Origin of the sequence: Streptomyces sp. AF1A (genome assembly GCF_047340315.1) — a bacterium.
Taxonomy (GTDB): domain Bacteria; phylum Actinomycetota; class Actinomycetes; order Streptomycetales; family Streptomycetaceae; genus Streptomyces.
On sequence record NZ_JBLEBI010000202.1, the window covers coordinates 1 to 11954 of the forward strand.

Consider the following 11954-nt stretch of genomic DNA (forward strand, 5'->3'; position numbering starts at 1 on the left):
TGTTCCGCACGCTCGACGACCGGTTCGGCGGCGGCCACGCCCGGCAGGCCCTGGTGCGCTACCTGGAGCACGAGTGCGAGCCGATGCTCCGCGGCGGCTACGACGAGCAGACCGGCCGCCGCCTGTTCGCCGCGGCCGCCGACCTGACCCGGCTCGCGGGCTGGACCTCGTACGACATCGCCGCGCACGGACTCGCCCAGCGGTACTTCGTGCAGGCCCTGCGGCTCGCCCAGGCGGCGGGCGACCGCCCCTACGGCTCCTACGTCCTGGTGACCATGAGCCGCCAGGCCGTCTACCTCGGGCACGGCAGGGAGGCGGTGCAGCTGGCCCGGGTCGCGCAGCAGGGCGTGGGCACCGGCGCCCCGCCGGCGGTGCAGGCCATGCTGCATGCCGCCGAGGCCCGCGCGCACGGCGTGCTGGGGGAGGTGCGGGCGTGCACCGCCGCGCTCGTACGGGCCGAGCGCGCCCTCGAGGCGGCCCGGCCCGGGGACGAGGTGCCGCACTGGGCCAGGTTCTTCGACGAGGCCCAGCTCAACGACGAGCTGGGCCACTGCCACCGGGATCTGCAGCAGTTCCGGGCGGCCGCCCAGCACGCCGAGCGCTCCCTGCAGCTGCGCGCCCCGGCCTACGCCCGCAGCCGCCTGTTCTGCCGGGTGGTGCTCGCCACCGCCCGGCTCGGCCTCGGCGAACTCGACCAGGCCTGCGCGCTGGCGGCGGAGGCCGCCGGGCAGGCGGCCGAGATGCGGTCCGCCCGCGCCGTCGAGTACGTCAGGGACTTCGAACGGCGCCTCGAACCGTACAAGGACGCCGCCCCGGTGCGGGGGTACCGGGAGAAGGTCGCGGCTCTCGGCTGAGCCGGGCTACGCCGCCCGCGGCAGGGTCGGCGCAGGCTCGGCGCTGTGCGTCGAGCCCGCCCCCAGGTCGGCCAGGATCGCCGCGGCCGCCCGGTGGGCCGAGTGCAGGGCGCCCTGGACGGTGCTGGTGTCCCGGTGGTCGCCGCACACGTACAGGCCCGCCAGCAGCCGTACCGGCCGGCGCAGGTCGTGCGGCGGGCGCATCGCGGGCACGGCCTCGGGAGTGTGGTGCACGGCCAGCGTCTCCCAGCGGCGGGTGGAGGTGCCGTAGAGGCGGGCGAGATGGATGCGGACCGCCGTGTCCACGCCCTCGGGGGGCCTGCCCAGCACCGTGGAGGAGATCAGCAGCCGGCCGGCCGGCGCCCGGCTCGGGTCCACCGTGCTGAGCACCGCCGTGTGCGCGACCGGGCCGCCGCGGTCCGCGTCCAGCAGCAGCGAGCTGCCCGTGGCGAAGGCCGGCGCGGGGTCGTCGGTGGTGTGGTGCACCACCGTCACCGGGTGGAAGTCCGGCACCCGCAGGCCCGGCAGCAGCTCCGCCGCGGCGTGCGCGTCGGTCGCCAGCAGCACGGCACGGCAGCGGACCGTCCCGTGCTCGGCGGTGGCCACCGAGGTCGTGGACACGGAGGTGACGTGCACGCCCGTGTGCACGGTGCCGGGCGGCAGCGCCCGGGCCAGCAGTTCCGGCAGCGCCTCCGCGCCGCCCTCCGGCACGCACAGCCGGCCGCCCGCGAAGGCGTGCAGCGCCAGGTCGGCGCACCGGCTGGACGTGGTCAGCTCCGGGTCGCACAGCAGCGCGGCGAGCAGCGGACGCAGGAAGCCCTCGACGGTGCGCGCGGGCACCCCGCGGGCCGCGAGTGCCTGGGCGGCGGGCAGCTCCGGACGGGCCAGCAGGCGCGCCACGGGTGTCGCGGCGATCCGGCCCAGTGCCGCGCCCAGCCGGGCCTGGTCGACCGCGCCGCCCACCGGCGCCGCACCGGTCCGGCCGGGCGTGACCGCCGTGCCCCTGGGGGCGCTCGCGAGGGCGCGCACCACATGGAGTGCGCCCCTTGCGCTCCCTCCGGGCGCCGGGGCGCCCGCGCGGTGCGTGCGTCCGTCGCGGTGCAGCAGCACGCCGGGGGCGAAGCGGCGCAGCACCAGGGAGTCCAGCCCCGGGGCCAGCCTCAGTTCGGGGTAGGACGTGGACAGCAGTTGTCCGATGCGGTCGAGCCGGAAGCCGTCGACCTTCTCCGTCGACATGCGGCCGCCCACGTACGGGGCGGCCTCCAGGACTGCGGTCGTGATTCCTGCGCTGGTCAGCCGATGAGCCGCCGAGAGTCCGGCGATTCCGGCTCCCACGATGACGACGTCCACCTGGTACGCGGGCTCAAGCACGAGGCCCCTCCTGTGGTTGCGCGGCCGGTGGAGACGTCATGCCCCCAACAGGCTCCAGGGATACCCGAGTTCGGGTCGAGTATCGATGTCGTGATCGGTCAGAAGCAGTCGCGCATCAACAGGGCACGGTCGCATAGAGGTCGCATACGGTCACATTCGTTCCCCCGGCCGCACAGGGCCCCGCCCGCCCCCCGTGGAAACCCGGTAGGGGCGCGTCCGCCCCTCGCCTTAAGGTGATCGGCATGTCCGAGCCGTACATACGCCCTGCCCGGTCCGCCGACGAGGAGGAACTCGCGCTTCTCGACCGGGCCGCCTGGTCCACCCTGCACGCCGTGTCGCCGCGGCCGGAGCCGCCGTATCCGCCGTTCTTCGGTGAGCGTCACCCGCCGGGTGAGTTCCTGGTGGCCGAGCTGGACGGGCGCATCGCGGGCTACGTCCGGATCATGCAGCCGATCCCGCTCGCCTCGCACGCGCACGTGCTGGCCATCCAGGGCTTCGCCGTCGCGCAGGAGGCGCGCGGGCGGGGGATCGGGCGCGCGCTGATCCGGGCCGCCGTCGCGGAGGCGCGCGCCCGCGGCGCGCGGCGCCTCACCCTCCGCGTGCTCGGGCACAACACCCCGGCCCGCAAGCTCTACGAGTCCGAGGGGTTCGCCGTCGAGGGCGTCCTGCCGGGGGAGTTCCTCCTCGACGGCGCCTACGTCGACGACGTGTGCATGGGCCGCGCCGTGTGACGTCCCCGCCTACGAACTGACCAGCCGGCCCGTGTCCACCGGCGACGTCGCGGCGGCCGCGCGCCGCGCGTCGCCCGACACCTCGGCGGCCGTCAGCACGTACCCCGTCTCGGCGTCCGAGGTGGAGCGGGCGAAGACCACCCCGAAGACCCGGCCGTCCGTGGTCAGCAGCGGACCGCCGGAGTTGCCCGGCCGCACCGTCGAGCGGATCGAGTAGATCTCCCGGGTGACCGCGCCGTCGCTGTAGATGTTCTGCCCGGTCGCCCGCACCCGGCTGCCCACCGTCGCCGCCTGGAGGTTCAGGCCCCCGTCCTCGGGATAGCCCGCGACCACCGCCGCGTCCCCGCGCGCGGCACCGCTGCCGAAGCGCAGCACCGGCGCGTGCAGCCCCGGCACGTACAGCACCGCCACGTCCCGGTCGGCGTCGAAGAGCACCACCCGGGCCGGGTACGGCCGCCCGACCCCGCCCACCCGCACGCTCGGGTGGCCGATGCCCGCCACCACGTGCGCGTTGGTCATCACGTGCTCCGCCGCGTAGACGAAGCCGCTGCCCTCCCGGCCCTCGTTGCCCGAGGCGCCCTCGATCTTGACCGTGCTCGTCCTGGCCGCGATCGTCGCGGCGGGCGTGACGCTGTCGCCGGTGGGCCGGGGCACCCGGGCCGTCGACTCGTTCTCGAACGGGTTGAAGACCTGCGGGAAACCCGCCTCGGTCAACGCGGAGGTGGCGCGGGAGAACCACGCGGGCGTGGTGTCCGGCATCGCGTCCTGCACCGTGCCCAGCAGCGCCGAGTTCCGGATCGCCGTGGTCAGCGCCGGCGACGGGGCCGCGCTCAGCACGCTCGCCGCCACCCACGCCACGATCAGCACCGCGACCGAGTTGGCCGCCGCGCCGCCGACCCCGTCCACCACCCGCAGTGGGCCGCGGTCCAGCTCCCCGCGCAGCCGCAGCGCGAGCCGGCCCGCCAGCTCGTGCCCCACCGCGGCGGGCACCAGCACCGTCAGCACCGCGAGCACGGTCGCCGTGGCCGTCCCGCGCGCCACCAGCCCGGTGACCCACGGAAGCGCCCACACGCCGACGACCGCGCCGCCGACGAACCCGGCCAGGGAGACGCAGCCGGCCACCAGCCCGCGCCGGTAACCGGACGCCGCGTAGACGGAGATCACCAGCACAAGCACCAGGTCGAGCAGGTCCACGGAGCCGCCTTTCTGTAGGACTCCCCAGTACGGACGGGACGGGCCCGTTGATCAGTCACGCGCGGTGGGCGGCCGCCGGGCAGCGAACCGGCCACCTGCGCGTGTACCCGCAGAAACGTCCCGGACCAGGACGATGGTTCCACCAGGTGGCACAGTGCACATCGCGGGCCGCGTGATTCGGTCCGAGAGTGGGACCATGTCTGTCGTCCGAAGACCGCCGTCGGCACGTCGGCCGCGGGCCGTCCGGATACCCCGGCTGCCCGGCCCGCTGCTGGTGCTGCTGGGCTCGCTGCCCGGTGTGATGGCCCTCGTGGTCCTGGGGCTGTACGCGCACGTGGAACGGCCCGTCACGGTCCCCGTGGACCGGCCCGCCGCACTGGGCCTGGACCGGCGCGACACGGTCGGTCCGGCCGCCCACCGCGCCGTCCGGCCGCCCATCGTGCCCCGCACCGTCTGGCTCGGGCCCGCCGCCGGGCGCACCCAGCCGCCGCCGCGCTACGACGACAGGGTGGTGGCCGTCTTCATCCACCACACCGACTCGCCCAACGGCTACAAGTGCTCCGACGCGCCCGCCATCATCCGCCATCTGTACGAAGGCCAGACCGGCGGCAAGCGCTGGGACGACCTCGGCTACAACTTCGTCGTCGACCGCTGCGGCACCATCTACGAGGGCCGCGCCGGGGGCGTCGACCTGCCGGTCACCGGCGCCCACGCCCAGGGCTTCAACCACCGCACCGCCGGCATCGCCGCGCTCGGCACGTTCACCGCGGGCGTGCCCGTGCCCCGCGCCATGACCGACGCGATCGCCGCCCTGGCCGCCTGGAAGCTGGGGCTCTCCGGCATCGACCCGCGCAGCCGCGTCCAGCTGGTCTCCAGCAACGGCCACAGCCGTTATCCGGCGGGCACCGCCGCCACCCTGCCCGCCGTGGCCGGCCACAACGACGGCTACAGGACCAGTTGCCCCGGCGCCGCCCTCACCGCCCGCCTCGCGGAGATCAGGGAGACGGCCGCCCGGCTGCAGGGCAGGCTGCCCACGGCGACCCCGCAGGCGGGACGCCACCCGCAGCGCACCCCGAGCCCCACGGCCGTGCCGCACGGCAGCCGACCGGCGGCGGGGAAGTGACGCGCGGTCGCGCACGGCGGCGCACCGAGGCCCGCGGGGGACCGCGCCGTCCGGACCGTGGTTTGTGTCGTCGTCGCGGCCGTGGTGGGTCCGGCCGCCGACACGGCAGATGCGCTCGACGGGGCCCGTGCGGCGCCCCACGTCCCGGAGGGGAAGCCCCGTGGGGCATCAGTCCCTGAAGCGGTCCCAGAGCTTGGGGTAGAGCTGCGCGAGGACCGCCTCGTTCTCGAAGTCGATCGGCGCGCCCTCCGGTTCCGCGGGCGCCGGCGCGATCCCCAGATCCGGCGCGACGGTGCCGGTGAGCTGCTCGTACGCCTCGTCCGCCGCGTACCCCAGCTCCTCGCCGTCGCCGTCGATCTCCTCGTCGAAGTCGTCCAGCAACTCGGCGAGGGAGTCCGGATCGCCGAGGGCGCCCTCGAACACCTCCCGGCCCTGGCCGATCAGCCAGCACCGGAAGAAGTCGAACGCGTCGTCGCTGGCCCCGTCCAGCAGCACCCAGGCGGCGCCCCACAGGTCCCAGCGGTAGGCACGGTTGTAGCGGGCCTCGAAGTGCCGGGCGAAGTCCAGGACCAGCTCGGGATCCAGCTGGAGCAGCCGGTCCACGAGCAGTTCGGCCTGATCCTCGCAGTCGCCCTCGGCGGCCTCGCGGGTGGCGTCGACCAGGTCCCAGAACTCCGTCTCGTCCATCACGGCACCAGCATCGGGCCTCGGCCGGTGGGGCGCACGCGGAGTGCGACGGATCGTTATCGAGCCTCCGCGCGCCGGTACAGCGCCGCCAGCCGGGCCGCGTCCCGGGCGAATCGCGCCCGCAGCCCCGCCGGGGCCAGCACCTCGGCCTCGGGCCCGAGCGCCGCCAGCTGTGCGTGCGCGACCTCCTCCGACTCCACCGGCACGGTCACCGTCACCCACCCGTCCGCGTCCGGTTCCCCCGCGCCGGCCACCGCCTCCCGCACGGCGAGCGGATCGAGGGCGTACGGCAGCCCGCGCACGCCGTCGGGGGACAGCCGCACGACGACCTCGGCGCGCAGGATCGACCGGGCGAACCGCTCGGCGTGCTCGGCCCAGTGGCCGGGCAGGTCGAAGTCCGGGTCCCGGCCGAAGCGCTCCTCCAGGGCGGCGACGTCGGTGAACCGGTCGATCCGGTAGGTGCGGAAGGAGCCGCCGGCCACGCGCGCGCACAGGTACCAGACGCCGGCCTTCAGTACGAGCCCGTAGGGCTCCAGCGTCCGCTCCACCTCACCGTCCCGGCGGCGGTAGCGCGCGGTGACGCGCCGGTCGCCCCACACCGCCTCGGCGATCGCCGGCAGCAGCGCCGGGGGCTCCGGCTCGCGGAACCAGGCGGGCGCGTCCAGATGGAACCGCTGCGCGGCGCTGTCCGGCGCGTCGCGCAGGGCGGGCAGCAGCGCGGCGGCGACCTTGAGCCGGGCGGCGGAGGCGGCGTCCGCCAGCCCCATCTCCCGCAGCGCCCCCGGCACCCCGCTCAGGAACAGCGCCTCCGCCTCGCTGCGCGCCAGCCCCGTCAGCCGCGTCCGGTAGCCGCCGACCAGCCGGTACCCGCCGGCCCGGCCCCGGTCCGCGTACACCGGCACCCCGGCCTCCGACAGTGCCTGCGCGTCCCGGGTCACGGTCCGCTCCGACACCTCCAGCTCCCGCGCGAGCTCGGCGGCGGTCATGACGGGCCGGGACTGCAGGAGGAGCACCATCTTGATGAGCCGGGCCGCACGCATGCCTTCATGATGCCGGGGCCCACTGACAGCGAGGACGACGAACGGAGACGACGAGCGAGAACGACGAAGGGGTACGGCGGCAGCCGTACCCCTTCACCGGATGGTGGTGCCTACAGCCCGTACTTCTCGCGGGCTTCCTTCACCGCCGTCGCCTTCACCTCGCCGCGCCGGGCGAGCTGGGCCAGGGCCGCGACGGCGATCGACGGGGCGTCGACGCCGAAGTGGCGGCGCGCGGCTTCACGGGTGTCCGACAGGCCGAAGCCGTCGGCGCCCAGCGAGGACCAGTCCTGCTCGACCCACTGCGCGATCTGGTCCGGGACCTGGCGCATGTAGTCCGAGACGGCCAGCACCGGGCCCTCGGCGCCCTGCAGCGCCTGGCGGACGTAGGGCACGCGCTCCTCGCCGCGCAGCAGGGCCTCGTCGGCCTCCATCGCGTCCCGGCGCAGCTCGCCCCAGGAGGTCGCCGACCACACGTCCGCGGCCACGCCCCACTCCTCGGCGAGCAGCTTCTGCGCCTGCAGCGCCCAGTGGATCGCCGTGCCGGAGCCCAGCAGCTGGATGCGCGGCGCGTTGGCCGGCACGGACAGCCCGGCCGACTCCGCCGTGTTGAAGCGGTACAGGCCCTTGACGATGCCCTCGTCGATGCCGAGGCCCTGCGGCTTCGCGGGCTGCGGCAGCGGCTCGTTGTAGACGGTCAGGTAGTAGAAGACGTTCTGGTCCTCGCCCGGCCTGGCCTCGCCGTACATCCGGCGCAGACCCTCGCGGACGATCACGGCGATCTCGTAGGCGAACGCGGGGTCGTACGTCAGCGCGGCCGGGTTGGTCGCCGCGATGACCGGGGAGTGGCCGTCGGCGTGCTGCAGGCCCTCGCCCGTCAGCGTCGTACGGCCCGCGGTCGCGCCGACGAGGAAGCCGCGGCCGAGCTGGTCGCCGAGCTGCCACATCTGGTCGGCGGTGCGCTGCCAGCCGAACATCGAGTAGAAGATGTAGAACGGGATCATCGCCTCGCCGTGCGTCGCGTACGCGGTGGACGCGGCGATGAACTCGGCCATCGAACCGGCCTCGGTGATCCCCTCGTTGAGGATCTGGCCGTTCTTGGCCTCCTTGTAGTACATCAGCTGGTCGCGGTCGACCGGCTCGTACGTCTGCCCCTTGGGGGAGTAGATGCCGAGCGACGGGAACAGCGACTCCATGCCGAAGGTGCGCGCCTCGTCCGGGACGATCGGCACCCAGCGCCTGCCCGTCTCCTTGTCGCGGACCAGGTCCTTGACCAGGCGGACGAACGCCATGGTGGTGGCCACGTTCTGCGAGCCGGAGCCCTTGTCGAAGGCGGCGAACGCCTTCTCGGCGGGGGCCGGCAGCGGCGCCAGGGCGTGCGTGCGGCGGGCCGGGGCCGGGCCGCCGAGGGCGGCGCGGCGCTCCTGGAGGTAGCGCACCTCGGGGGAGTCGGCGCCCGGGTGGCCGTAGGGCACCACGCCGTCGACGAAGTCGCTGTCCTTGATCGGCAGGTCCAGGCGGTCGCGCATCGCCTTGAACTCGTCCACCGTCAGCTTCTTCATCTGGTGGTTGGCGTTCTTCGACGCGAAGCCCTGGCCGAGGGTGTGGCCCTTGACCGTCTGGGCCAGGATCACGGTCGGCGCGCCCTTGTGCGCGACGGCGGCCCGGTACGCGGCGTAGACCTTGCTCGCCTCGTGACCACCGCGCGAGAGGTGGAAGCACTCGAGGATCTTGTCGTCGCTCAGCAGCCGGGCCATCTCGGCCAGCGCCGGGTCCTTGCCGAAGAAGTCCTCGCGGATGTAGGCGGCGTCGCGCGTCTGGTACGTCTGGACCTGGGCGTCCGGTACCTCGCGCAGCCGGCGGACGAGCGCGCCGGTGGTGTCGAGGGCGAACAGCTCGTCCCAGGCGGAGCCCCACAGCGTCTTGATCACGTTCCAGCCGGCGCCGCGGAACTGGGCCTCCAGCTCCTGCACGATCTTGAAGTTGGCGCGGACCGGGCCGTCCAGGCGCTGCAGGTTGCAGTTGATGACGAAGGTGAGGTTGTCGAGCTCCTCACGGGCGGCGAGCGCGAGGGCCGCCGTCGACTCCGGCTCGTCCATCTCGCCGTCGCCGAGGAACGCCCATACGTGGGAGTCCGAGACGTCCTTGATGCCGCGCGCCGTCAGATAGCGGTTGAAGCGGGCCTGGTAGATCGCCGACAGCGGGCCGAGGCCCATGGAGACGGTCGGGAACTCCCACAGCCACGGCAGGCGGCGCGGGTGCGGGTACGACGGCAGGCCGTTGCCGCCGGCCTCCTGGCGGAAGTTGTCCAGGTGCGCCTCGGTCAGGCGGCCGTCGAGGAACGCGCGGGCGTAGATGCCGGGGGAGGCGTGGCCCTGGATGTACAGCTGGTCGCCGGAGCCGTCGCCCTCCTTGCCGCGGAAGAAGTGGTTGAAGCCGGTCTCGTACAGCCAGGCGGCGGAGGCGAAGGTGGCGATGTGGCCGCCGACGCCGTGCTTGGCGCCGCGGGTCACCATCGCGGCCGCGTTCCAGCGGTTCCACGCGGTGATCCGGGCCTCCATCTCCGGGTCGCCGGGCATCGCGGGCTCGGCGGCGGTCGGGATGGTGTTGACGTAGTCCGTCTCGAGGAGCTTCGGCAGCGCGATGCCGCCCGCCTCGGCGCGCTCCAGCGTGCGACGCATCAGATACGCGGCCCGGTGGGGCCCGGCCTCCCTGGCGACGGCGTCGAGGGAGGCCTGCCACTCGGCGGTCTCCTCCGGGTCACGGTCCGGGAGCTGGTCGAGCGCGCTCGGCTGGATGGCGTTGGGGTCGGTCATGTCGCCGCCTTCCTCAGTCGAAGGGGGTTCCCTCACAGGCAAGGGTTCGGGGTGCCCTAGGTCTTTGGCAGGACAGGGCAGCGGAACTCGGTGCGGGGCCGGTTTGCGACCCCGTCGTCGTGTCCGTCGGCGACTGTAACTCCCTGATCGATGATCGATCAAAGGGTACAGGGGCAAAAAGTCTCGATTCCGAGAAAGTCGGCACGCGGTGCCTTGGGCGATGGCACCGGGTGACGCCCAAATGGCCTTGTTTTCGCAGGTGAGCGGCGTATGAGCGAGGCAGCGCTCTCCTGATCCGAGCGGCGTCAGGCGCGCGGGGCGCAGCCCAGCACGTGGGCCTTCACGATCTCCGGGATGCGCGGGTCGCGCCGCTTGAAGGCGGCCACCAGCTCCTCGTGCTCCTCCGCGTACGACTGCTGCACCGTGCCCAGCCAGCGGATCGACAGCGCCGTGAACACCTCGATGCCCAGACCCTCCCAGGTGTGCAGCAGCACCGAGTTGTCCGCCGCGCGGACCAGTTCCCGGTGGAAGCCGACCGTGTGGCGCACCTGGGCCGTGCCGTCGCCCTTGCGGTCGGCCTCATACAGCGCCAGCACGTGCGGCTCCAGGGCCGAGCAGTCCTCGGCGAGCCGGTCCGCAGCCAGCTCGGCCGCGATGGCCTCCAGGCCGGCCCGGACCGGGTAGCTCTCCTCCAGGTCGGCCGCGGTCAGGTTCCGCACCCGGACGCCCTTGTTCGGGGCCGACTCGATCAGCCGCAGGGACTCCAGCTCCCGCAGGGCCTCCCTGACCGGCGTCTGGCTGACCTCCAGCTCGGTGGCGATCCGGCGCTCCACGATCCGCTCTCCCGGCTGCCAGCGCCCGCTGACGATTCCCTCCACGATGTGCTCGCGGATCTGCTCGCGCAGCGAGTGGACGACGGGCGCGGTCATGAGGGCTCCTCCCGGGGGCTGACGTTTAGACAATAAGGCCGGTCCGCCCCTCGGGTAGGGCCGATGCGTGTGCTCTGGTGCAGGTGAGACGAGGGGCACATGGTGTTCCTCGCCGGCCGCCCACGCCGGACGGCCGGCGCCCTGCCGTCCCCGACACCGAAGCAGGGCCGCTCGTACGGAGGCAGGGCCGCTCGCACAGCGGAGAGCCCCCGCCCGGAGAAGGCTCCGGGCGGGGGCTCCGTCGTACGGCCTGAGCAGGCGGATCAGAGGCCGAGCTCGACCTCGAACTCGCCCGCCTCCAGGATCGCCTTGACCGCCGTCAGGTAACGGGCCGCGTCGGCGCCGTCGACCAGGCGGTGGTCGTAGGAGAGGGTCAGATAGGTCATGTCGCGGACGCCGATGACCGTGCCCTCCTCGGTCTCGATGACGGCCGGGCGCTTGACCGTGGCGCCGATGCCGAGGATCGCGACCTGGCCCGGCGGCACGATGATCGTGTCGAACAGCGCGCCGCGCGAACCGGTGTTGGAGATGGTGAAGGTCGCGCCGGACAGCTCGTCCGGGGTGATCTTGTTGGCGCGGACCTTGCCGGCCAGCTCCGCCGTGGCCTTGGCGATGCCCGCGATGTTGAGGTCGCCGGCGTGCTTGATGACCGGGGTCATCAGGCCCTTCTCGGAGTCCACCGCGATACCGATGTTCTCGGTGTCGAAGTAGGTGATCGTGCCCTCGGCCTCGTTGATCTTGGCGTTGATGACCGGGTGGGCCTTCAGCGCCTGGGCCGCCGCCTTCACGAAGAACGGCATCGGGGAGAGCTTGACGCCCTCGCGCGCGGCGAACGAGTCCTTGGCCTGGGCGCGCAGGCGCATCAGGCGGGTGACGTCGACCTCGACGACCGACGACAGCTGGGCCTGCTCGTGCAGCGCCTTGACCATGTTGTCGCCGATGACCTTGCGGATGCGCGGCATCTTGACGGTCTGGCCGCGCAGCGGGGAGACCTCCAGGGTGGGGGCCTTCTTCGCGGCGGGCGCGGCGGCGGCCGGAGCCGGAGCAGCGGCGGCGGCCTTCGCGGCCTCGGCGGCGGCGAGGACGTCCTGCTTGCGGATGCGGCCGCCGACGCCCGTGCCCTTGACGGTGGCCAGGTCGACGCCGTTCTCGGCGGCGAGCTTGCGCACCAGCGGGGTCACGTACGCGCCCTCGTCCGTGGCCTGGGCGGCG

At 73.8% G+C, this 11954-nt stretch carries 9 protein-coding genes and 1 pseudogene; 3 read left to right on the plus strand and 7 right to left on the minus strand.

Annotated elements, in window-relative coordinates:
- Positions 1-854 (plus strand): annotated as a pseudogene (locus ACLU3S_RS32195) (regulator); the annotation flags it as partial.
- Positions 855-860: 6 nt separating this feature from the next.
- Here the strand turns inward: ACLU3S_RS32195 and ACLU3S_RS32200 are convergent.
- Entirely contained in the window at positions 861-2225 is a 1365-nt protein-coding gene (locus ACLU3S_RS32200) for an NAD(P)/FAD-dependent oxidoreductase (RefSeq protein ID WP_413955510.1), read from the minus strand.
- Between the two features lie 242 nt (positions 2226-2467).
- Here ACLU3S_RS32200 and ACLU3S_RS32205 point away from each other — a divergent pair, with 242 nt between their 5' ends.
- On the plus strand, positions 2468-2956 hold the full coding sequence (locus ACLU3S_RS32205; RefSeq protein WP_413955511.1) for an N-acetyltransferase family protein: 489 nt from the start codon (positions 2468-2470) through the stop codon (positions 2954-2956).
- 9 nt (positions 2957-2965) lie between these two features.
- Here the strand turns inward: ACLU3S_RS32205 and ACLU3S_RS32210 are convergent, their stop codons facing one another.
- On the minus strand, positions 2966-4150 hold the full coding sequence (locus tag ACLU3S_RS32210; RefSeq protein WP_413955512.1) for a MarP family serine protease: 1185 nt from the start codon (positions 4148-4150) through the stop codon (positions 2966-2968).
- 196 nt (positions 4151-4346) lie between these two features.
- On the opposite strand from ACLU3S_RS32210, the gene ACLU3S_RS32215 reads away from it, so the two are divergent.
- Entirely contained in the window at positions 4347-5273 is a 927-nt protein-coding gene (locus ACLU3S_RS32215) for a peptidoglycan recognition protein (RefSeq protein ID WP_413955513.1), read from the plus strand.
- A gap of 168 nt (positions 5274-5441) precedes the next feature.
- Here the strand turns inward: ACLU3S_RS32215 and ACLU3S_RS32220 are convergent, their stop codons facing one another.
- From ACLU3S_RS32220 to sucB, 5 genes are all read right to left on the minus strand, one after another.
- Entirely contained in the window at positions 5442-5960 is a 519-nt protein-coding gene (locus ACLU3S_RS32220; RefSeq protein ID WP_413955518.1) for a DUF4240 domain-containing protein, read from the minus strand.
- A gap of 56 nt (positions 5961-6016) precedes the next feature.
- Positions 6017-7000 carry a helix-turn-helix transcriptional regulator gene (locus ACLU3S_RS32225; RefSeq protein WP_413955514.1) on the minus strand — a complete coding sequence of 328 codons (984 nt, stop codon included), beginning with the start codon at positions 6998-7000 and terminating at the stop codon, positions 6017-6019.
- 110 nt (positions 7001-7110) lie between these two features.
- A complete protein-coding gene (aceE, locus tag ACLU3S_RS32230) occupies positions 7111-9813 on the minus strand; it encodes a pyruvate dehydrogenase (acetyl-transferring), homodimeric type (RefSeq protein ID WP_413955515.1) in 2703 nt (900 codons plus the stop codon).
- Between the two features lie 305 nt (positions 9814-10118).
- Positions 10119-10742, minus strand: a complete 624-nt coding sequence (locus tag ACLU3S_RS32235; RefSeq protein ID WP_413955516.1) for a GntR family transcriptional regulator — start codon at positions 10740-10742, stop codon at positions 10119-10121.
- Between the two features lie 263 nt (positions 10743-11005).
- Positions 11006-11954, minus strand: a 949-nt coding sequence (gene sucB, locus ACLU3S_RS32240) for a 2-oxoglutarate dehydrogenase, E2 component, dihydrolipoamide succinyltransferase (RefSeq protein WP_413955517.1), incomplete at its 5' end; no start/stop codon positions are given.